This is a genomic window from Caballeronia sordidicola (assembly GCF_002220365.1).
GTDB classification, from domain to species: Bacteria; Pseudomonadota; Gammaproteobacteria; order Burkholderiales; family Burkholderiaceae; genus Caballeronia; species Caballeronia sordidicola_C.
Map to the genome: position 1 here is coordinate 1 of NZ_MTHB01000084.1, position 22,309 is coordinate 22,309.

Sequence of the window (22,309 nt, forward strand, 5' to 3'; positions counted from 1 at the left end):
ACCGGGGCATGCCAGCCGCCATCACGCGAGATAAGCTGTTCGCTTTCTTCCGGGCCCCAGCTCGATGATTCGTAGTACCTGATTGGGACGGTGTTCCCAAGAATGGGCGCAACGGTGCGCCAGGCAGCCTCAATGCTGTCATAGCGCGCGAATAGCGAAGCGTCACCCAGAATCGCGTCGCCAAACAAGCGTTCGTATGGCGCCATTTCATCGCCGGGATGACGATGTGCGACGAGTTCCACCGTTTCGCCTGCCATGACCTCGCCAGGTACCTTGACGCGTGCGCCCACGGAGATCAGCACATCCGGGCTGATCCGGAAGCGGAAGTAGTTTGATTGGCCGGATGTCGCGGTATCGAAGACTGCGTGCGACGGCGATTTAAGTTTCACCATGATCTCGTTACCGGTCACCGGCAATTGTTTGCCGGCCCGGATATAGAACGGCACACCTGCCCACCGTTCATTCTCGATATGCAGACGCAACGCAACAAAGGTCTCAACCTGGGAATCTGGGGCGACGCCCGGCTCATCCCGGTATCCACTGAACTGTCCTCGCACGGTCTCGTCCACAGAGATTGGCTGCATCGCCTCGAATACGCGCAGTTTCGCATCGCGCATTGCATCGGGATGACCGTCGGCCGGAGCGTCAGTCGCCAGTAACGAAACAACTTGCAGCAAATGATTCTGCACGACATCCCGAATCGCCCCGACGCCTTCGTACATTCCCCCACGGCCTTGTACGCCGAATGATTCAGCCATTGTGACCTGAACGCTCGCCACATAATGACGATTCCATACCGGTTCAACGAGCGCATTCGCAAAGCGAAAGTAAAGCAGGTTTTGGACCGGTTCCTTGCCCAAGTAATGATCGACGCGAAACACTGCCGATGGCGCGAAGGATTTCATGAGCAACTCGTTCAGAGCACGTGCTGACGCGAGATCACTTCCAAATGGCTTTTCAACCATCACGCGAGCATTTTTGGCGCTGCCCGACGCGGACAAGCCATCTACCACGACCCCGAAGATCTCGGGGGGAAGGGCAAGATAGTACAAGGGCCGCTCGGAGTTGCCCAAGGCTGTGCGCAAGTTCCGGTAGGTCTGCTCGTCGCGACAGTCGCCTACAACGTATTGCAGTCGGGAAGTGAGTTTTGCGAAAGCTGCACGATCCAGCGTGGCGTGCTTTTCGATGCTGTCGCGCGCCCGCGCGATGAAACGATCGTTGTCCCATGGCGATCTGCCCACACCAATTATCGGCATGTCGAGACGGCCATGTCGAATCATGGCTTGTAACGCCGGGAAGATCTGTTTGTATGCCAGATCACCGGTAGCGCCGAAGAAGACGAATGCGTCCGACCGAGGTTCGACCATCTCAAGCTCCGGCTTTCGGAGCTGATCTTGCCAGATGACATCCGAATTTGTTTCGCATAGCTGACAACAGCTTGTAAGGAAAATCCGCTTCACCACGCGAGCCAACCCGCTCGAAGAGCGTAGCACTTAATCCGATCATCCCTACTTGCATAGTGATTCTCCGTGGAGATCTGAAGAAACAACCGAGAGCGTTTTACATGTCTGCGTCTCGCAGTATTTGTTTCGATGGACGCCGGCTTGGAACGATATTGCTCCACCATCGACTTTGATAATAGTCGTCGCCTGGTTGCCTGTGCAGGCTCGGAAACTACTCATTTTCGGACCGTCGGCGCGACTGGACATGTCAGGGCACGGCGATGCGCATGAGATCAGCAGATGCGCGGCAGCGGCTCGCCGCTCAGCCAGTCGACAACGCGCCGTCCGCCAACGCGTGTGTCCATCTGAATAAAGCAATTCTCGTCTTCCTTAACCCTGCCTATGCACGCAGCTGCACGACCTAAAGGGTGTGCATGCATAGCCGCCAGCACTGCGGATGCAGCCTCCGGCGCGACGATCGCCACCAGCTTGCCTTCGTTGGCGATATACAGCGGATCCAGGCCCAGCAATTCGCAGGCGGCATCGACTTGGGGCAGTATGGGAATAGCGGACTCGTTGAGCATCATGCCCAGGGTGGACTGCCCGGCGATCTCATTGAGAGTAGTCGCGAGGCCACCACGAGTGGGGTCGCGAAGCACATGAATGGCGCCGACAGGTGCAGCCGCCAATATCGCCGCAACCAGAGTGTGCAATGCAGCTGTGTCGGACTTGATCGTGGTCTCAAACTCCAGCGAAGCGCGTTGAGACAACACCGCGACGCCGTGCTCGCCGATTGTTCCGGACAGCAACACCGCGTCGCCGGGCCTGGCTCGCGCCCCGCCGATGACGCGACCTTCGGGCACGGTGCCGATCCCTGTCGTAGTGATGAAAACGCCATCGCCCTTGCCGCGTTCGACTACCTTTGTGTCCCCGGTGACAATGGGCACGCCCGCATCAAGCGCGGCACTGGCCATCGACTGCACGATGCGTTTCAGGTCCGCCAACGGCAAGCCTTCTTCAAGAATGAAGCACGCGCTCAGGTAGAGCGGCGTCGCTCCCAGCATCGCCACATCATTGAGCGTGCCGTGCACTGCAAGACAGCCTATGTCGCCGCCGGGAAAGAACAGAGGTGAAATCACGTGCCCGTCAGTGGCCATGACGAGCTGCTGTCCGACAGGTACCGGCAACAGAGCCCCGTCATTGCCCTGTCGCAGAAATTCATTGTCGAAAGCGCGCGCGAATACTTCCTCGATCAACTGCGCCGACAGGCGACCGCCCGCGCCATGGTTCATGTCGATGCAGCCATGCTTCAGATCCAGAGGACGGGTGTAGTGTCTTTTCGGTGTATCCATGGATCGGCGATCTCGATCAAAAGTGGGTCACGCTGAGTATTGCAACTTCATGCGGCTACCACGGGAATGTCCCGGAACCGTCCGTATGAGTAATGCGCCGCGCATGAGCCTTCGCTCGACACCATGCAGGATCCCATCGGATTTTCAGGCGTACAGACGGTGCCAAAGAGCTTGCAGTCGATCGGCTTCTTGACCCCACGCAGGATTGCACCGCACTCGCACTGTTTGTGGTCGGGCACCGCGCGGTAGTTCAAGTCGAAGCGCCGCTCGGCGTCGAAGAGCGCATAGGTCGGGCGAATCCTGAGCGCACTCATCGGCACCTCACCTAATCCGCGCCACTCGAACGTATCGCGCACTTCGAGCACGTCCGCCGTCACCGCCTGGGCGCGAGCATTGCCCTCGCGGCTCACCGCACGCGTAAATTCATTCTCGATCTCGGCGCGGCCGTCATTGACTTGGCGCACCAACATCAGGATGGCCTGCATCACGTCCAGTGGCTCGAACCCGGCGATCACGACCGGCTTGCGATGAGTCTTTGCAAACCCCTCGTACGGGCCCGATCCAATCACGATGCTCACGTGGGCCGGCCCAACAAAGCCGTCGATCTCGACCGTGCCGTACTGAAGCACTTCCGGGGATTCAAGGATGTGAGTAATGGCCGCCGGCGTCAGCACGTGGCAGCACAACACGCTGAAGTTTTTCAGCCCTTCACGCGCTGCTTGCTGGATAGCGAGCGCGGTCGGCGGCGTAGTGGTCTCGAAACCGATGGCGAGAAATACCACTTCGCGCCGTGGGTTATCGACGGCGAGCTTCAACGCATCGAGCGGGGAATACACCATGCGGATGTCGGCGCCGCGAGCCTTCGCGCGCATCAAAGACAAGCCGTCCGACGCCGGCACGCGCATCACGTCGCCGTAGGTACACAAGATCACGCCGGCATCGAGCGCGAGGCGTAAGCCCATGTCGACACGGCCAATGGGAAGCACGCACACAGGGCAGCCGGGGCCGTGGATCATGCGTAAATTTGGGGGCAGCAGATCCGCGACGCCATAGCGTGCCAGGGCGTGTGTGTGACCGCCGCAGAATTCCATGAAGCTGTATCGCCGAGTCGCTTTGACTTCTATCGCGATGTTGGCAGCGATGTTACGGGCAAGCGCGCCGTCGCGAAATTCATCGATGTATTTCATGTGGTCAGCTCCGCGAACAGTTTAAGTGTTGCTTGCGCTTCCTCTATGTCGAGCATGCCGATGGCATAACCTACATGAACGATTACGTAGTCGCCGACCTGAACCTCGGGCACCAGCGCAATCGAGATTCGTTTGCGCACACCGCCAAGGTCGACGACGGCCATGTCGAGTCCCTCGATCGCAATGACGCAAGCAGGTAACGCTAGGCACATGATGAGACCTCCGCTGAAGATGCCATGACTTGACGGGCATGCAGGGTGCAGCCAGCCACCCACGCCTGACCCAGCGCGAGGCCTGCATCGCCGCAACACACCCCTTGTGGTCGCAACACCACCAGGCCGGCACCGTGCAGTGCTGCGCTCACACGTTCGCTAAGGACCTGATTGAGGAAGCAGCCGCCCCCCAGAATGACGGTGCGGGTGCCATGTGTGCGCGCAGCTTCAGTGGCCGCATGCGCCAGACCACCGGCCAGGCCTAGATGAAAAAGCGCTGCACCTTCGCCGCTCGACGCGACGCCCTCGTCGGACATCGCAAATAATTTGGCTACGAGAGGCGAAAGGTCGAGCGTCGTCCATTGCACGACAAATTCAGGGTGTGCCTGCAGCCACGTTCGCGCCTGCTGCTCGAGAGCGATGGCCGCTTCGGCTTCAACAGTCTGGTGAACGCACAGCCCCAGCGCGCCCGCGGCAGCGTCGAACCAGCGGCCAGCACTGGTCGTGGGGAAACTGTTGACCTGACGCTCCAGCAGGCTGCGCACGAGGCGCGCCGCGAACACGCCAACCACCTGAGCGAACCTTGCTTCAATTTCGTCGGTACGGCCCAGACGCTGCAATACGGCCGCGGCCATGCGCCAGGGTTCGCGCGCAGCCACGTCGCCGCCAGGCAACATCAAAGGCGCCAAATGATCCAGTCGACGCCACCGGTTGGCGGCCGAGTCCACCCAAAGTACTTCGCCACCCCATGCGCTGCCGTCGTCGCCCAGGCCCACGCCATCCAGTGCGAGGCCGATGACGGGACCGGCTACGCCTTGCTCGGCCTGGACCACAGCGATGTGCGCATGATGGTGCTGGACACCGATCGCGGGCACGCCCAGACGGTCCGCCACCGCCTGAGCAACGTGAGTACTATGAAAGTCCGGATGCAGGTCGTGTGCCACCGCCTGCACCGGCCCCGATGCCTCCCGAAGCAGTTCCTCGACCGAGTCGTTCAGCGCTTCGCGGTTGGCTGCGCCGATCAGATCTCCATGGGGGGCGGACCACAGTACTCGCGTGCCCTCTAACAGGCAGGCGGTGTTCTTAAGATAGGCGCCGCAGGCCAGCACGCGTGCGGGGGCGGGTTTCGGCAAGACGGCTGAACGGATCATGACGTCGCAGCCGGTGACGCCGCGATTCGTGGAGTAGCAATGCCGTGTCCCAATGGATTGACCGCCGGTCGATGTTCCGGGTCACCGTGCTTCGGCAACAGCCAGTCCAGCCAAGGTTCGATGCCTTCACCCGTCGTGGCCGACAAGAGCAGCACTTCGATGCCCGGGTTAACTTGACGGGCATAGCCGATACATCTGGACAGGTCGAAACTGACGTAAGACAGAAGGTCGATCTTGTTGATCACCATCAGGGTGGCTGCGGCGAACATGTCCGGATACTTGAGAGGCTTGTCCTCGCCTTCCGTCACCGAAAACACGACGACCTTCGCGGCCTCTCCCAGATCCCAAAGAGCCGGACAAACCAGGTTGCCGACGTTTTCGATAAACAAGAGCGCTTCACCACCGTGGCCGCGATGCGCCCTTGCATGCAGATCGAGACGCGAGAAGGCGTCGCCCACCATTTGCGCATCCAGGTGGCAGCCGCGGCCGGTGTTGACCTGGATCGCCGGGGCGCCCGTAGCGCGAATGCGGTCCGCGTCCATACTGGTTTGCTGGTCGCCCTCGATTACCGCCACGCTCAGGCCGGGATGACGGATCTTGAGTGCGCTGATGCTCGTGCAAAGCAGTGTCGTCTTGCCCGAACCGGGGCTGGAGACAAGGTTGAACGCGCTCACGCCATGCGCCGCGAAATGAGCCCGGTTACGGCTCGCCAGCCGCTTGTTTTCGCCTAGTACATCGGCTTCCATCTGGATGACGCGCGCCTGACTGATACCGGGCACCGACACCCGCGCGGCGCCAGTGCCATAGTGAAGATCTCCCCCGGCCGTCTCCGCAGGAATAGGGGAAGCGCCGGAAGGTGTTTTCCGCGCATTGGTGCCCTCGGGGTCCGACTTGGCATTGCAGCCGCAAATGACACACATGGCCTTCTCCTTCAAAGTTTCAGTCGTCGAACACCACGAGGTCGACTATGCGTACCTCGGAGCCTCCGGTGGCCTGCAAGGTGTAGCTGCCGCAAAACGGACAGGCCTCAAGATGGCTTTTGATCTCCACGCTGGCCGCGCAATGCAGGCACCGAGCCGTGCCAGGAATCTCGTCTATCGCGAGCTCGCTGCCCTCCATGCAGGTGCCGGGCATCATGGCCGTGAGCGCGAAACTCAGGGCCTGTAGTTCGACACCGGCCAGCGCACCTATTTCAAGCCGCATGAGTGAAACCCGGCCGAAGTGTTCGCGTTCGGCAGCCTCTTCGATCATGCGCAGGATGCCGGCCGCCATGCTGACTTCATGCATCCATAGCCTCGGGCACGATGGCGGGTAGCGCAGCTTTATCGAGCATCCAGGACCGCCCCCAAACCAGCGCTCGCGCGAGGTTTTCAAGCGCAACGGGCGCAGGCGGCTCCCCGAGTTCGAATTGCATGCCTCGTATCGCCAGCAGCGTGCACGGCGGCGGATGAACACCGTACAAGTCGCAATAGACCTGCATGACTGACTGTGCAGACATGGCGTGCGTAGTGAAACTGGCATCACGCGCCGGACTTAGCGTGGTCACCTCGAACGGAGCGGCGCAGTTCAGGCTGGTATCGACGAATAGCACGCGCTCGCGACACACCAGGTCAAGCGCATGCTCGATTTGAAGCTGATAGTCCTCAAGAAAATCCACGCGATGGCCACTCGCCAACCCGGCCAGCGCAGACAATTGCTGCACGAATAACGGGCCTAATGCATCGTCGCCACGGCTCAGGTTGCCCCACCCGAAAACCAGCAAGGGCGCAGTCATGCGAACGGCTCCATCGACGCTTTGCCGTGGCGCACTATTTCGCCGTGCGGCGACTTCACGACGTGATCGACCAGCCCACCGTCGGCTCCAAGCAGTACGACATCGAGCGGCATCTGGCCTAATGCGTGCGTGGCGCAGGAAAGGCAAGGGTCGAACGCACGGATGGCCACTTCAATACGGTTGAGGAGTCCTTCGGTCAACTCGCGGCCATCCAGGTACTGCCGCGCGACTGAGCGGACGGACTCGTTCATCGCCTGGTTGTTGTGTGTCGTGGAGACGATCAGATTGCACCGGGTGACGAGGTCGTCCGCCCCCACTTCGTAATCGTGAATGAGGGTTCCCCTTGGCGCTTCGATGATGCCAACGCCCCCTCCCCGGCGTTCACCGCCGGCCATCAATTCGCCTCGCAGGATGTCGGGGTCATCGAGCAATTCCTTGATGACCTCTACCGTGTGCAACACCTCGATCATCCGTGCCCAGTGGTACGCAAGGGTGGCGTGCACCGGCGCGCCTTTGCCCCAGGCTACGAATTCCTGGCGCTGCGCTTCGGCAAGTGGACTCGGAATGAAGTCGCAATTTTGAACGCGGGCGAGCGGTCCGACCCGGTACCATCCCGCGTCGCGGCCGAGGCTTCGCAAGTGCGGAAACTTCATATACGTCCAGGGCCTGCTCTCCTCCTCTATCAAGTCCATGTAGCGCTGGTCGCTCGCGCCATCGAGAATAATCTTGCCGTCGGCGTCGCGCACGCGCAGCACGCCATCGTAGAGATCCATCGCGCCATTGGCTCGAACGAGTGACATCATGTTGGAGGGAAAGCTCCCAAAGCCGTCGTACAGGATCGGGTTTTGCGCATGCAACTGCTTGGCGATGTCCACGGCATCGGCGGCCCAGGCAATCATCTGGTCCACGTCCTGATAAAGCGCATCACGTTCTGCCTGGCTCACGTGCTTGTTCATCCCGCCCGGTATCGCGCCCGTGCCATGAATGCGCTTGCCCGAAGTAACGCGGATAATCTCCTGACCAAACTTGCGCAACAGAATGCCCTTCTTCGCGATGTCCGGATGCGCCTGCGCCACACCAACAATGTTGCGCAGGTCAGCTTCAGAGTCGAAGCCGAAAAGCAGATCCGGTGACGCGAGATAAAAGAAGTGCAGCGCATGCGATTGCATGACCTGGCCGTAGTGCATCAGCCGGCGGATTTTCTCCGCACTACGCGTGATGGGCTGTGCACCTACTACCAGATCCATCGCCTTGGCCGCCGCGAGTTGATGCGACACCGGGCAGATACCGCACAAACGCTGCACCATCACCGGGACTTCCCAGTACGGACGCCCTTCGATAAATTTCTCGAAGCCGCGGAACTCGACAATGTGCAGACGCACCTGTTTCACGCGATTCTGCTCGTCGAGCAGGATCGTCACCTTGCCGTGCCCTTCAACACGTGACACCGGGTCGATAGCCACGCGGCGCAGGCCCTTCGGGTCTGCCGCGGTTTCGAGATCGAAGCTCATCGCGTTTGGGTCCTCGCTCTCAGTCGTAGTGCATCAAGGCGTGGCCGAGTTGCGGCGTGCGCCCGGCCATCAGGTCGTTCAGGAAACTCCAGAATGCATCCGCCGACGGCGGGCATCCGGGCAAGAAGTAGTCGACGTGCACGATCGCATGGATCGGACGCACCTGCCGAAGCAACAGCGGCAGTTCGGGGTCGTTCGGAATCTCGCTGCCTTCGCTCAAGCCCGCGCGATCGTGATAAACCTCGTTGAGCAGGACACCTACGTCGAACCGGTTGCGCTCTGCCGGCAAGCCGCCATTGATGGCGCAAGCCCCCATGGCCACCAGCGTCTTGCAATGGGCGCGAAACGCGCGCAGTACCAGCACGTTCTCGGAATTGCATACACCGCCTTCGATCAGTCCAATGTCGCACTGGCCGACTTCCTTGATGTCAGTCAGCGGCGAGCGGTCAAACTCAATGTGCTGGATCAACTCCAGAAGACGCTCGTCGATGTCGAGGAAGGACGTGTGGCAGCCGAAACAGCCCGCCAGCGAGACGGTCGCCACCTTTAATTTGTGGGGTTGAACCGGTGGCACGCCGGTGTTCACGGACGCGTTCATGATGCCTCCTGCGTGCCAGGATCGGCGGCCGTGTGCGGGTCGTACCGGCGCTCGCCAATCGGAATAACGAAGCCGCGCCGCTTGGGCAGGATCGCGCCGACCGGGCAAATGCTTGCGGCACGGTCGGTGAGCGCCATATTGGTATCGACCAGCTGTCCGCTCATGCTGTTAACCACCAGATGGGTTCCGATCCCATGCCCCGCAATAGCGAAAACGTCTTTGCCGTCCACATCATGACTGGCCCTCACGCACAGTTCGCAGAGAATGCAGCGGTTGAAATCGATCATCACGTCGGCGTGGCTCGCGTCTATTGGACGTAGTGGATAGAACTCGTCGAACAGCACGCCCTCCATCTTCATCTCATAGGCCGTCGCTTGTAGCAGGCAGTTGCCGCTTTTCTCGCATGAGGGGCAAAAGTGATTACCTTCGACGAACAGCATCTGCACAAGCATCTTGCGCTCGGCGTTCAACTCGTCCGTGTTGCTTTCAACCACGTCGCCCGGAGCGGCGTGCACGGTGCATGCCGCTCCAGCGCGGCCCTTGACCTTCACGGTGCAAACCCGGCAGGAGCCCTGCGCATGAAAGTCCGGATGCCAGCATAAGTGCGGAATGTAACGCCCCGCCCGCCGTGCTGCCTGAAGAATGGTCTCGCCCGGTTCAAAGGGCACGTCTTCACCGTCGAGCGAAAACGTGGCGCCGATATTGCCGGTATTGCCGGTATTGGCGAGCGTAGTCATGGAGTGCTCTCCAGATGCGCGGCCGCATCGTCTCGCCCGGTCGCGCGGCGTGCGTCCGCAAGCTCTGCGTCGAGATCGAATGCCGGCTCGAAATGCAGCGACTTCAAACGTCGCTCGTAGGCGGGCCTGAACTTGACGATGGTGTCGTGAAGGGCGTTGCATGCCGAGCCGCCCAGGCCGCAGTGGGTGGTGCCGTGCATCAGCGTGTCGATGCCGCTGAGCAGATCAACGTCATGACGCGAGCCTCGACCGGCTGCGAGTTTGTCCATGCTCTTGACTACCAGCGCCGTGCCCACGCGGCACGGCGTGCAAAAACCGCAACTCTCCTCAGCGAAAAATCCCGCATAGTTGCGTGCCACTTCGAACATGTCGCGCGACCGGTTGAATACCATGAATGCACCTGCCGTGGGTACGTCCTCGAACCCGATGCGGCGACCAAACTCCATCGCCGACAAGCACTTTCCCGATGGTCCGCCGACCTGCACCGCTTGAGTGTCGTGCGCCCCGCAATCTTCCAGGATGCGATCGATGCTTGTACCCATTGGATATTCGTAGATACCCGGCCGATCGCAGTCGCCCGATACAGAATGTAGGTTTGTACCGGTCGACTTGGGCGTGCCGATGGCCGCCCACCAGGTGCCGCCTTGCAACGCAATATGCGTCGCGGCGCACAAGGTTTCAACGTTGTCCACTGCGGTCGGCTGATCGAGATAGCCGTGCTCCGCGGGAAACGGCGGACGAATGCGCGGAGTGCCGCGCTTGCCTTCGAGGGATTCGATCAAAGACGACTCCTCCCCGCATACATAAGCGCCGGCGCCGACGTGAATCTCGATGTCGAAATCGAATCCCGTATGCCCCTGGATCGCGGTCCCCAGCAAGTGAGCGTCGCGGCGGCGCTGCAGGACATCGCGCAACGGCTCCAGCAGGTAGCGGTACTCGCCACGCAGATACATCAATCCATGCCGGGCTCCAATCGCGAGTGCGCCAATCGTCATTCCTTCAAACACCATGCCGGGATGGCATGTCAGCAGCACGCGATCCTTGAACGTTCCGGGTTCTCCTTCGTCGGCGTTACACACCATGTAGTGTTCGCTGCCTTTCGCATCACGGCAGAGTTCCCATTTCTTGCCCGTGACAAAGCCCGCGCCACCGCGTCCACGCAGGTTCGAGATCGTCATCTCGTCCACCAGGTCAAGGGCTCCGCGCGCCAGCGCGGCAGCAATGGCTGCGCCGGGAGGTAAGGGAGTGTCTAGCAGGACGTCGGCGCGCCGGATGTGGTCATCCACGCGAGACCAATGCGCCGGCCAGTCGGAGACGGGCACCCTTGCTTCGATCAGGAAGGCGATCCTGGCGACGCGCTCGGCGTCGAGCCGGGTGACAACCTGATGGTGGTTGATCAGCAAGGACGGTCCTTGATCGCACAGGCCGGTGCAAGAACAGAAATCCACACTGACGCGTCCGTCCGCCCGCATGTGGCCCGGCTCGACGCTCAGCCGTTGGCACAGGTCAGCCAGCAACGCTGCGTTACCTTGCATACGGTCGGTGATGTTGTCGCTAAAGAGTACGCGGTACTCGCCCACCGGTTGGGTGTGAAAGAAGCGGTAGAACGTCGCGACGCCTTCTACATGGGCAAGCGTCAGCCCCAGCGCGCTCGCCACGTATGACAGCATGTCGCGCGGCAGCCAGGTATGTTGCGCCTGTGCCTCGCGAAGGATCTGCACCAGTGCGTGCGGATCACACGCGTAGCGCGAGACGAGCGACTCGATAGCCTCATTCTGGATTTCAGCGGGTTTGGACAGAAGACCGTGTGCAGTGGCCACGATTGATCGCTCCCATGTCTAGTCCGATGCGCTAATCGCTTCGGGCGGTGGAGTTAAAGCCAACGGTAGAGCACCCTCTTTCATCGCTCGTTTTGAGCTGACAGAGTAGCCCGCATCTGCGGGTGAACGATAGCCTCGGAAAATACTCAGATCTGGTCGAATACGCCGCTCAGCGAGAGAAGCGCCCATCTATCAAATATTTCGGATTATTAATGGAGCTACTTCGGACTTGAAAGAAATCGACAAGCCGAAAGATCGAGCACTCCGATTTTCAAATCCCGGCGGTCCAGACTTCAATCCTGGCATTTCTCCCACATGTACCCGCTTAAAGCCTGGGCTGAGACCCTTGCTCACGGGAGGAGAACCGCAGCACCTTCGAACCGGCCCGCACGTAGATCCGCTAAAGCCTGGTTAGCCTCCTGCAGGCGATAGCGCGTGGTCTTCGTGACAATGCCGATCTGCGGCGCCAGACGCAGGAAATCGACCCCGTCCTGACGGGTGAGGTTGGCAACCGACAGCAACTGCCGCTCTTCCCAAAGCAACTTATAGGGGAACGCAGGAATGTCGCTCATATGGATGCCCGCGCACACCACGCGTCCGCCTTTGCGCACGGCCTTCAGGGCGCTCGGTACCAGGTTTCCTATGGGTGCAAAGATGATGGCGGCGTCGAGCGCTTGTGGCGGCGTTTCGTCCGAGCCGCCTGCCCAGATTGCACCAAGGCTACGGGCGAAGGCTTGCGTCACCAGGTCTCCCGGACGGGTGAAAGCAAAGACCGACCGGCCCTGCCATTTAGCGACCTGGGCGAGAATGTGCGCAGCCGCCCCGAAGCCGTAAAGCCCCAAGTGCTTGCCGTCACCCGCGATGGTCAATGAGCGCCAGCCAATGAGTCCCGCACAGAGCAAGGGGGCGAGCGACTCATCGGTGCCGGAATCGCCTAGCGGAAACGCAAAGCGTGCGTCTGCAATCGTCGCGGTGGCGAAACCGCCGTCGCGCGTGTAGCCGGTGAATAGCGGCTGATCGCACAGGTTCTCCCGGTGCGCGGCACAAAACGGACAGACGCCACAGGTGTGACCCAGCCATGGAATACCAACCCGCTCACCCAACTGCAGGCCTTTAACGTCCGCCCCGAGAGCATCGATGCGCCCAACAATCTCGTGGCCAGGAATGATGGGTACCTGCGGATGCGCGAGCTCACCGTCTACAACATGAAGGTCCGTGCGGCAGACACCGCAAGCGCCCACCTTCACCCGAATCTGGTTCGGACCAGGTTCCCGGTCGGCGAGTTCGGTCCATTCAAGCGCACCGCCGACCTTGTTCAGCACCATTGCATGCATCGATTTCTCCGTTTGCATGAGTTCGAGCGCAGGTGACCCGCGTCCATATAGTTTCGATGAGGTTATGGGCGCTTCGGCGCCCATTCACCCTCGGTGTAACTGGCGAAACACTGCTGGTAAAAGGTCAGGCAGGTCTTCGGCCAGAAGGGCTGGGCCAAACACAGTAGCCGCTGCGCCATGCAACCAGACCGCCGCGGCGGCGGCAAGGAACGGCTCCATACCCTGCGTTACCAGTCCGAGCACGATGCCCCCCAGCACGTCGCCCGACCCCGCCGTGGCTAATGTCGGCGGTGCGTTGGCGTTGATGATCGCGCGGCCGTCGGGGGCCACGATCACTGTGTCGCGGCCCTTGAGCACAATAACCGCGCCACTAAGCCGGGCGGCCGAGCGCGCGCGGCTGAGCTTGTCGCCATCGATATTGAACAGACGGGCAAATTCGCCTTCGTGCGGCGTCATCACGCAAGGGCCTTCAATGGCATTGAACAACGCACCGGGATCATCCTTGAAGGTCGACAGGGCATCGGCATCAAGCACGGTGGATCTGCGCGCCCTCAGCATCGTCAACACATTCGCTCGGGTCGCCGGGCCGACGCCTGCGCCCGGGCCGATCAGCAAGCCCGAGTAGCGGCGATCAGACACCAGGACTTCCAGGTCTTCATCCGTCGCAAGCGGGCTCACCATGATGCTGGTCAGCGCTGCGGCGTAGACAGGCAGTGCGGTTTCCGACACAGCGATGGTGGTTAGCCCTGCCCCGGCTCGCGCAGCCGCTCGCGCAGCCATGCGCGCCGCACCGGTGGTCGGGTAGCCACCGCAGACGAGCGCATGGCCGCGACTGTATTTGTTGGCGTCGGCCTGCAGCGCAGGCAGGGCATCGACCCACAGCACCGGGTCATTCTCAAAGGTATCGGGTGTGACCACGTCGAACACCGATGCCGGTGTCCCTATGTCAGCCACGACCAACTCGCCGCACAGCGTGCGCCCCGGCAACAGCAAATGCCCGGGCTTCTTGCGAAAGCAGGTGACCGTGAGCACCGCCGATACAGCGCCGACGTCGGCACCTGTGTCGCCCATCAGCCCGCTGGGAACATCCACGGCGACGATTGTCATCTTGCGCGCCGCTGCGGCTGCCAGCGTCTGGGCAGCGGAACCTTCGAGCGCACGGCTCAGGCCAGCGCCGAAAATAGCATCCACGACTAATTCCGCGCCGTCCAGTGCAGCCTGACTCAGCGCCTCCAGCGGCCCACGCCACAGTGCGGCGTGATGAGCCGCTGCGCCACGAAGACTTTCGCGCGGGCCGAGTAGTGCCACGCGCACCGGCCAGCCAGCCTCCGCGAGCCGCCTCGCGGCCACGAAGCCGTCACCACCGTTGCTTCCTGGGCCGCATAGCACAACCACCGGGCATGGCGTCCAGCGCTTTGCGATCTCGAACGCCACCGGACGGCCCGCGTTTTCCATCAAAGTGATGCTGTCGATGCCCGAGGCCACCGTGAGACGATCCGCTTCACCCATCTGTTTTGCGCTGAGGAGTGCGGTTTTGGTATTCGTCATGATTGGCGGTGACTCAAGGTTTAAGCCTAGCGATGCGCAGCGCTTAATGGCTCGTGAACTCCAGCACCACGCGCGAAGGAACGTCGCCATGGGCCAGCCGATGGAACACGTCGTTGATCGCCGATAGCGGCTGCAACTCGATATCCGCCTTCACCTTTCCGTCCGCGGCAAAGGCAAGCGCTTCGGCCATGTCGCGGCGATTGCCGACGAACGAGCCCTTGATCGTGATGCAGTTGGCCACCACGTCGAACAACGGAGTCGGGAATTCGCCCGGCGGCAAGCCCACCAAAACGCAGGTTCCGTGCTTGCGGGTCATGCCAACACCCTGCTTGAACGCACCTAGCGACGGTGCGGTAATCAGCACACCATGAGCGCCGCCACCGGTGGCCTTCTTGACAGCTGCGATCGGGTCTTCGTCCTTCGCGTTGACCATCACGTCCGCGCCCAGACGTTTAGCGTGTGCGAGCTTGCCATCGTCGATGTCAACCGCGCACACGTGCAAGCCCATGGCCTTGGCGTACTGGATACCCAAATGACCCAAGCCTCCGACACCTGAAATGACAACCCATTCGCCCGGACGGGCCTGCGTTTCCTTGATGCCCTTGTATGACGTGATGCCGGCGCAGATAAGCGGGGCCGCATCCCGGGCGGCCAGATGCGCCGGTATGTGCGCTACGTAGTTGGGGTCTGCGAGAATGTAGTCTGCGAAGCCACCGTTTTTCGTGTAACCGCCGAACTGCGCTTCCCGACACACGGGCTCGTGCGCCGCGAGGCAATATTCGCAATGTCCACAGGCGGAATAGAGCCAGGGCACGCCAACACGATCGCCTTCCTTCACGGCCGTGACACCCGTGCCGATTGCGGTGACTATTCCGATACCTTCGTGGCCCGGAATGAACGGCAACGTGGGCTTCAAAGGCCAGTCTCCATTCGCCGCATGCAGATCGGTATGGCAAACGCCACAGGCCTCGGTCTTGACCAGCACCTGCCCCGTCCCGGGCGTTGGTATGTCGACTTCCTTCAGCACCAGTGGCTTGCCGAACGCTTCGACAAAAGCGGCTTGCATCTTGCTTTTCATGATCTTTCTCTCGGTTAAAACGTGTCTAGCGTTTTACGCCACTGCGGGCAAATTCAGGCCTCTAACCGCCTCGATCATCTTGATGAGCACCGTCTGCGCATCGCCATACACCATGTCGCAGTTGTCGGCATAGAAAAGGGCATTGACAATCCCGGCATAGCCCTTGCCTTCCCCGCGCTTGATCACGAATACTTTCTTGGCCTGATCAGCATTGAGGATCGGCATGCCGTAAATAGCGGAGGATTTATCAGTACGCGCGGCTGGGTTCACCACGTCATTGGCGCCGATCACAAGCGCCACATCGGTGCTCGCGAACTGGTCGTTGATGTCCTCCAGTTGAACAATCAGGTCGTAGGGCACACCCGCCTCGGCCAGCAGCACGTCCATCTGGCCCGGCATCCGGCCGGCAACCGGATGGATTGCGAACTTGACCAAGACGCCCCCTGCCTGCAGCAGTTTGACGAACTCGAAGAGCTTACCCTGGCCTTGCGAAACTGCGAGGCCGTAACCCGGCACGATGATGACTGACGCCGCATAGCGCATCGCGATACCTGCGTCGCCCGGCTGCATTGGCTTCAAACTGCCCTTTATCTTCCCCTGCTTGTGCTTCGCCACTTCTCCGAAGTTCGTAAAGACCACGTTGCTGACGGAGCGGTTCATCGCCTTCGCCATCAACAGCGTCAGCAGCATACCGGCTGCGCCAACCACCATCCCCGCGATCATCAGCGCCGGGTTCTGAAGCACGTAGCCCTCGAGCCCGACCGCCAGGCCCGTGAAGGCATTGAAGATGGAGATCACGACCGGCATGTCGGCGCCGCCGATCGGCAACGTCATCAGGATGCCTAGCGCCAATGCACAACCAAAAAACAGGTAGATCGTGGTCGGCATGGCCAGTACCAGTGCAGCCTTGTCGGCGCTCGCCACGACAATGTATGCGCCGATCGCAACGGTAGCGAGCATCACCAGCGCGTTGAAGGCTTGCTGTCCCTTCACACGAAACGGCTTGTTGATCACCCCGTCGAGTTTGGCCCATGCGATCAGCGAGCCCGACAGCGACACGGCGCCAATCAACGCTCCCAGCAAAGTGACGATGAGCTCGGTCTTGCCTTGCGCCTTGTTGCCGAACAGCTCCACAGCGGCAATAGCGCCGGCCGCACCGCCGCCCATGCCGTTGTAGATCGCAACCATCTGCGGCATGGCCGTCATTGCGACTTTACGGCCGCTCCACCAAGCCGCACCTCCGCCAAGCCCCAGCGCGACGACAGCAAGGCCGATGTTCACCGGCAGGTTCGACCGCGCAGCAGTGCCGACGCCGAAGGCGTATAGAAAGCTCGCGAGCACAGCCACGGCCATGCCGATACCGGCGACGAAGATGCCCGAAGGCGCCGTCACTGGCGATGACATACGATGCAGGCCATACAGGAAGAGGAAGGCCGCCGCCAGATCAGCCGTACCAATGCCGAGTTGTTCAATGAGAGTTAGCATGGCGGCGTCCTCACTGCTTCTTTGCGTGGATAGACTTCACGCGAGCGGTCTTGCCGTGGGCGGCATGCTTCGCGGGAGGGCCGCTTGTCTTGAACATCGCAAGCATGCGGTCGGTAACGGCATAGCCACCCGCGGCATTGCCCGCACCCAGCAGCACGGCGAAAAAACCAATCACCTGCTCCTGCACCGTTGATGCATTCAGCAGCGCATAGATCCCGCCCACCACCACGATACCGTGCACGAAGTTCGAGCCCGACATCAAGGGTGTATGGAGGATAGCCGGCACGTGCCCGATGATCACCCAACCCGCGAACGCGGCAAGCATGAAGATGTAGAGGGCGACGAAGCCTGAGATACTGATCTGGAAGTCCATGCGTGTGTCCTCTGTCGGCTCGTGATGTCTAACTGGATGTGGCCGGTGTCGATTTCGTCGGCCGTGCGGCCGGCGCGTCCGGTCTTGCGGCTTTGTCTCCTTTGTCTTCTTTTTTGCTCGCGGAAGCTTTGTTCTCGCCCGCATGCGTGAGAACCGTCTTGGCGAGGATTTCGTCGCTCCAGTCGATTTCGATCACGTTGTCTTTCATGATCAACGCAAGGAGGTTGTACTGATTCTTCGCATACAGTTCACTCGCGTCCTCACCGAGCATTGAAGGTACGTTGAGCGGAGCAACAATCGTCACCCCTCCCAATTTCACCGTCTCGCCGGGGCGCGTGTCTTCGCAATTACCGCCGCCCTCAGCTGACAGGTCCACAATCACAGCGCCGGCCTTCATGCCAGCAACCTGCTCGTGGCTGATCAGCTTGGGCGAAGCCTTACCCGGAATCGCGGCCGTTGTGATGATCAGGTCGGCTGCCTGAATATGTTTCGTCAGTACCGCACCGACCTTGGTCTTTTCCTCTGCACTTAGCTCGCGGGCATAGCCACCTTTTCCGCGCGCATCGACGCCGGTGTTCACGAACGTGGCGCCTAATGACAGTGCCTGCTCTTCGGTTTCGGGGCGCACGTCGTAGCCTTCGACGATCGCACCTAGCCGGTGAGCCGTGGCGATGGCTTCGAGTCCCGCCACGCCCATTCCCATCACGAGTACATGGGCCGGCCCGAGAGAGCCCGCCGCACTCGTGATCTTCGGCAGCACGCGCGCCAGATGTGTGGAGCCAAGCTGTACCGCGTAGTATCCGGCGAGTGCCGCCTGGCTTGAGAGCGCGTCCATTGCTTGCGCGCGGGTAATGCGCGGCACTCGCTCCATCGCGAAGCAGGTGATCTTTTTCTCGATCAAACGCTTCACCAGTGCGGGCTCGTTGTGCGCATAGATGAAGGAAACCAGGATCGAGCCCTCCTTCATCGCATTGATCACCTCGAGCGCGGGTGGTTGAACAGCAAGTACGACGTCGGCATCCCTGACCAATGCGTTCCGGTCAGCCATGAAGACCACGTTCTCGAAGGCCGCATCGACCAGGTCGATGGCCGCCCCTGCGCCAGTTTGCATGTGCAGTTTCGCACCCAGCTTGATCAGTTTAGGAATGATGGCGGGCACGAGCGCCACCCGGCGCTCGTGTGCCTGTGTTTCCTTTAGCACGGCAACGTTGATGTACATGTCGGAGTTTCCCGTGGCGAGTCGTGGTCAGGCCGGAGCGTTCAGATCAGCGGTGCGAACCAGCTTCTTATTGACGAACTCCTGAATCCCCATGTTGCCAAGCTCACGCCCGTAGCCGGAATACTTGATGCCTCCGAACGGCAGTTCGGCGTCGGACCAGTCAATGTTGTTGATGAACATCATCCCGGTGTCGACCTGGCTGGCCACACGCTTGCCACGCGCCTCATCCTTGGTGAAGACGGAGCCACCCAGTCCGAAGTCGGAGTCGTTCGCAAGAGCGATCGCCGCAGCCTCGTCCTTGACGCGGAAGAACGAGACGACCGGGCCGAAGAACTCATCACGAAATGCCGGGTTGTCAGGCTTGATATCCGTGAGAATCGTCGTTTCCATGAACGAGCCGGGCCTGTCGATACGCTTGCCGCCCATCACCAGTTTCGCGCCGCTGGCCACCGCCTCGTCGACTTGCTTGAGCAGTTGTACCAGCGCTGCCTCGGTCGATAAGGGACCGTGCGTGGTCTTCTCGTCCATCGGGTCGCCCGGCGTCAGGGCCGAGAGAGCGACCTTGAACTTCTCGAGGAACTTGTCGGCGATGGAATCGAGAACAATGAATCGCTTCGCGGCGCAACAGGTTTGGCCGGCGTTGTACATCCGCCCCCATACTGCCCACGGAATGGTCTTCTCAAGGTCAGCGTCGTCAAGCACGATAAACGCGTCGCTGCCGCCAAGCTCCATCGACGTCTTCTTGAGGTTCTGTCCGGCTTGGGCCGCAATACTCTTGCCTGCCGCGACACTGCCTGTCAACGCCACACCCTTGATCCGCGGATCGTCGATAATTTTCTCGGACTGTTCATGCGAGATCAGCAGGTTGGTGTAAGCGCCTTTAGGTGCGCCTGCATCGATCCAGAGCTTTTCGAACGCAATGGCGCATTGCGGCACACAGCCCGCGTGCTTGACCACCAGCGTGTTGCCCGCCATCAGTTGCGGTCCGGCGACACGCGCAAGCTGATAGAACGGAAAGTTCCACGGCTCCACGCAAAAGAGCACACCAAACGGACTGCTTTCCATGTGGGCTGCGCCGACTTTAGGATGTAGTTTGGTTGGTGCCAGGAACTTTTCAGCATGCTCGGCGTAGTAAGCCAGGATGTCGGCGCTGAACTTCACCTCACCACGCGCCTCATCAATTCGTTTGCCCATCTCCAGCGTCGCGAGCTTTGCAAAATCATCAACGTGGGTGCGCATCAGCGCCGCGGCCTTCCCTACAATCACAGCACGCTCCGCGTAGGTGGTGTGCTTCCAGGTCTGGAAGCATGATTCGGCGGCAGCGAGCGACTGTTCCAGCTGTGAGTTGTTCAGTTGATCAAAGTTCTTCAGGACTTCACCGTTGCTGGGATTAACGCTTTGGTAGGCCATTGTCTTGCTCTCTTCAGGTAGAAGTGTTCTGGAGGTCAGGGAGATGACATCAAGTGTGTTTAAGCAATTTTTATAATTACGTCCGTAATACTAATTATTAGCTATTGAGACGTTAAATTTGGGCTTAGTGAAGCCACGCTACGAATGGCGTGGCCGCCGCACCCGCTTCAAGAAAGCGGCATCTTTCGACGCCGACCTTTGAATTGATGCTCAATCATAGGCTGTGTCGACACCGAAACCAGCCTCGGAAACTACTCAGTACATATGCGGGCTTACCGGCAATGCGCAACGACGTGAATTTGGGCACGGCAGCGTACCATTTAAGCCGTAGAGCTTATTCAAAAAAAGCGCCCATCCTTGCTAGCTCAGCTGTGCGCGAAAGAGTCACCTAATATTTCGTCTCGTTCGGCGGAATCCGATAATAAAAAGTCTCGTCGAGCCTCCTCAATCACCCGTCTCACGTAGGTATCTTGAGGGTCGTAATCCTCTTTCTTCATATCCCAGTTCCGCGCCTCAGCATCGAGCGAATGGGCTGTTGGCAACGAGACGAAAATCTGCGAACCATCGCGGGGCGCGGGAGCCCCTTGAATCAAGCGTCTAAGCACTTCCTCGCGAATTTGTTCGGCAGTAAAAACTTGCTTTGACATGACAGTCTCCCGAGATTTACGCGTTGAGTAAGACGGAGGCGATTCAAGCATTGCGCCGGGAACCCCGTCCAGAAGCGGGATCAGCGTGCACGTTCGTCGCTTCCTCTGTAATGACCCGATACAGTTGAGAAAATTGTTCGTCCACCTCGCCATCAAAAAGCGGGTCCGCCCGCCCCTGCAGGCCAATGTCTTTGATCGCGTGCCAGTCTTCTTCGTCGAGGCTCTTTCTGGCTGCCGGGAACAACGTCAACTCCTCGATGGCCATGTTGTGCCGGAGTCGCTCGGCATAGAGCCCGACCCGAACGTCGACGAGCTCCTGCGACATGTTCTCTCCTCGGGTTGCCGCCTCCAAATCCCTCAGCAAATCGAGTCCATCCCGGATCAACTTCGTATGTTGTGCCTCGATCTCGTGCCCGAACTCGACCGGGAGCGCCTTCTTTGCCAGCAGCCTCTCGACCATACGATCCTCCAGCACGTGATGGGTCACGTCGGGAAAGCGCGTCAGATAACAAAGCGCATCGACAAGTAGTCCGATATTTGGCGCAGTTGCATCAGTCCGGAGATTTGATTGGTCGTTGAGCAGGCGCACCACTCGGGTGAGCCTCGAATGTTCCGTAATCAGCCTTTCAATAACTTTGGACATGGCGCGCCATCCCCTATTTCTTCGTTCTTTGTCTTGATACGACAATGGAAGCTTCGCCCGCACTTGGCCAACGAATCCTAGCAACAAGTTGGATAGTTTTCATCGGACGGGTACGCCCCCTCACGTTACGCATCGGCTAGGGCACCAGGTATCGGTCTTGGTTAAACGGTCGACCGAGACATCGTCTGTGTTGCCGTAAGCGTTGCACTCGCTCGGAGCCGCAGCATGAATACGAGCTCATAAACGTCTGTGTACTCGCCCTCACAATAGCGCCGAATGCGCAACAAAAGGTAGACTCGGAAACTACTCAGACCGACGTCCCACGACACTCTTGGATGAACAGTTTTCGGCCTGCGTAAGACGGTACAGCACCGTGATTCACAGCTTTTCCAGCACCAACGGCACCAGCGATTCCCCGGCTCGGGGCCTGCCACATAAGCGCAGGTTTAATTGCTGGATCTTTGCAAGACCAGCGGATGATCTGGCCGTCTCCGGTTGCGAGGTCGTTTGATTTCGCCACGTTGGATTCGGCAAACTAAGTAGTTTCCGATCCTGCCCAAGCAATTTTTTGGGGATTACATTGATCAGATAGGACCGCGATGGTTTCATCGTTTGGTCGCGGGAGGTGCTGTTCTGCACAGTGCAAACGCGTCAACCTATAATCACAAAACAAGGAGTACAACCATGGCACTACCAATCTGGGGCATCTTGGGTGGTATGACAGCATTATTCTTCTCGGCTCTCTTTTTGCGTGGGCACGAAATGCTCGAACCTCGCAGAGCGGTGTC

General features: G+C 60.1%; 21 protein-coding genes. All 21 read right to left on the reverse strand.

The window, feature by feature from the left end:
* A partial coding sequence (gene zwf, locus BSU04_RS13335; RefSeq protein ID WP_144021227.1) for a glucose-6-phosphate dehydrogenase occupies positions 1 to 1,367 on the reverse strand: 1,367 nt, incomplete at its 3' end.
* Between the two features lie 368 nt (positions 1,368 to 1,735).
* Positions 1,736 to 2,794 carry a hydrogenase expression/formation protein HypE gene (gene hypE, locus BSU04_RS13340; RefSeq protein WP_089161041.1) on the reverse strand — a complete coding sequence of 353 codons (1,059 nt, stop codon included), beginning with the start codon at positions 2,792 to 2,794 and terminating at the stop codon, positions 1,736 to 1,738.
* Positions 2,795 to 2,841: 47 nt separating this feature from the next.
* Positions 2,842 to 3,981 (reverse strand): hydrogenase formation protein HypD, encoded by a 1,140-nt coding sequence (gene hypD, locus BSU04_RS13345; RefSeq protein WP_089161042.1) that lies wholly within the window; start codon positions 3,979 to 3,981, stop codon positions 2,842 to 2,844.
* Positions 3,978 to 4,193 carry a HypC/HybG/HupF family hydrogenase formation chaperone gene (locus BSU04_RS13350; protein ID WP_089161043.1) on the reverse strand — a complete coding sequence of 72 codons (216 nt, stop codon included), beginning with the start codon at positions 4,191 to 4,193 and terminating at the stop codon, positions 3,978 to 3,980. The genes hypD and BSU04_RS13350 overlap by 4 nt, the downstream gene beginning before the upstream one ends.
* Positions 4,184 to 5,344 (reverse strand): Kae1-like domain-containing protein, encoded by a 1,161-nt coding sequence (locus BSU04_RS13355; RefSeq protein WP_089161044.1) that lies wholly within the window; start codon positions 5,342 to 5,344, stop codon positions 4,184 to 4,186. Before BSU04_RS13355 ends, BSU04_RS13350 begins: the two co-directional genes overlap by 10 nt.
* Positions 5,341 to 6,264, reverse strand: coding sequence for a hydrogenase nickel incorporation protein HypB (gene hypB, locus BSU04_RS13360; protein ID WP_089161045.1), 924 nt, complete (start codon positions 6,262 to 6,264; stop codon positions 5,341 to 5,343). Before hypB ends, BSU04_RS13355 begins: the two co-directional genes overlap by 4 nt.
* Positions 6,265 to 6,283: 19 nt before the next feature.
* Positions 6,284 to 6,631 carry a hydrogenase maturation nickel metallochaperone HypA/HybF gene (locus BSU04_RS13365; protein ID WP_089161046.1) on the reverse strand — a complete coding sequence of 116 codons (348 nt, stop codon included), beginning with the start codon at positions 6,629 to 6,631 and terminating at the stop codon, positions 6,284 to 6,286.
* Complete coding sequence (locus BSU04_RS13370) at positions 6,624 to 7,118, reverse strand: hydrogenase maturation protease (protein ID WP_089161047.1); 495 nt, start codon at positions 7,116 to 7,118, stop codon at positions 6,624 to 6,626. Before BSU04_RS13370 ends, BSU04_RS13365 begins: the two co-directional genes overlap by 8 nt.
* Positions 7,115 to 8,629 carry a Ni/Fe hydrogenase subunit alpha gene (locus BSU04_RS13375; RefSeq protein WP_089161048.1) on the reverse strand — a complete coding sequence of 505 codons (1,515 nt, stop codon included), beginning with the start codon at positions 8,627 to 8,629 and terminating at the stop codon, positions 7,115 to 7,117. Before BSU04_RS13375 ends, BSU04_RS13370 begins: the two co-directional genes overlap by 4 nt.
* A gap of 19 nt (positions 8,630 to 8,648) precedes the next feature.
* Positions 8,649 to 9,227 carry an NADP oxidoreductase gene (locus BSU04_RS13380; RefSeq protein WP_089161049.1) on the reverse strand — a complete coding sequence of 193 codons (579 nt, stop codon included), beginning with the start codon at positions 9,225 to 9,227 and terminating at the stop codon, positions 8,649 to 8,651.
* Positions 9,224 to 9,964, reverse strand: coding sequence for a 2Fe-2S iron-sulfur cluster-binding protein (locus BSU04_RS13385; RefSeq protein ID WP_218827279.1), 741 nt, complete (start codon positions 9,962 to 9,964; stop codon positions 9,224 to 9,226). The genes BSU04_RS13380 and BSU04_RS13385 overlap by 4 nt, the downstream gene beginning before the upstream one ends.
* A complete protein-coding gene (locus BSU04_RS13390) occupies positions 9,961 to 11,784 on the reverse strand; it encodes an NAD(P)H-dependent oxidoreductase subunit E (RefSeq protein WP_256982671.1) in 1,824 nt (607 codons plus the stop codon). Before BSU04_RS13390 ends, BSU04_RS13385 begins: the two co-directional genes overlap by 4 nt.
* A gap of 350 nt (positions 11,785 to 12,134) precedes the next feature.
* The gene (locus BSU04_RS13395) at positions 12,135 to 13,118 is read right to left on the reverse strand and encodes a zinc-dependent alcohol dehydrogenase family protein (RefSeq protein WP_089161066.1); all 984 of its coding nucleotides are present in this window, start codon (positions 13,116 to 13,118) and stop codon (positions 12,135 to 12,137) included.
* Positions 13,119 to 13,202: 84 nt separating this feature from the next.
* A complete protein-coding gene (locus BSU04_RS13400; protein ID WP_089161050.1) occupies positions 13,203 to 14,666 on the reverse strand; it encodes an NAD(P)H-hydrate dehydratase in 1,464 nt (487 codons plus the stop codon).
* 43 nt (positions 14,667 to 14,709) lie between these two features.
* On the reverse strand, positions 14,710 to 15,744 hold the full coding sequence (locus BSU04_RS13405; RefSeq protein WP_089161051.1) for a zinc-dependent alcohol dehydrogenase: 1,035 nt from the start codon (positions 15,742 to 15,744) through the stop codon (positions 14,710 to 14,712).
* 33 nt (positions 15,745 to 15,777) lie between these two features.
* Positions 15,778 to 17,229, reverse strand: coding sequence for an NAD(P)(+) transhydrogenase (Re/Si-specific) subunit beta (locus BSU04_RS13410; protein ID WP_089161052.1), 1,452 nt, complete (start codon positions 17,227 to 17,229; stop codon positions 15,778 to 15,780).
* A 10-nt stretch (positions 17,230 to 17,239) separates the two neighbouring features.
* Positions 17,240 to 17,602, reverse strand: a complete 363-nt coding sequence (locus tag BSU04_RS13415) for an NAD(P) transhydrogenase subunit alpha (RefSeq protein ID WP_075357217.1) — start codon at positions 17,600 to 17,602, stop codon at positions 17,240 to 17,242.
* Between the two features lie 28 nt (positions 17,603 to 17,630).
* Positions 17,631 to 18,821, reverse strand: coding sequence for an NAD(P) transhydrogenase subunit alpha (locus tag BSU04_RS13420; protein ID WP_089161053.1), 1,191 nt, complete (start codon positions 18,819 to 18,821; stop codon positions 17,631 to 17,633).
* Positions 18,822 to 18,848: 27 nt separating this feature from the next.
* Entirely contained in the window at positions 18,849 to 20,231 is a 1,383-nt protein-coding gene (locus tag BSU04_RS13425; protein ID WP_089161054.1) for an NAD-dependent succinate-semialdehyde dehydrogenase, read from the reverse strand.
* 365 nt (positions 20,232 to 20,596) lie between these two features.
* A complete protein-coding gene (locus tag BSU04_RS13430; protein ID WP_089161055.1) occupies positions 20,597 to 20,878 on the reverse strand; it encodes a hypothetical protein in 282 nt (93 codons plus the stop codon).
* 43 nt (positions 20,879 to 20,921) lie between these two features.
* Positions 20,922 to 21,521, reverse strand: a complete 600-nt coding sequence (locus BSU04_RS13435; RefSeq protein ID WP_089161056.1) for a hemerythrin domain-containing protein — start codon at positions 21,519 to 21,521, stop codon at positions 20,922 to 20,924.
* Positions 21,522 to 22,309: the final 788 nt, after the last annotated feature.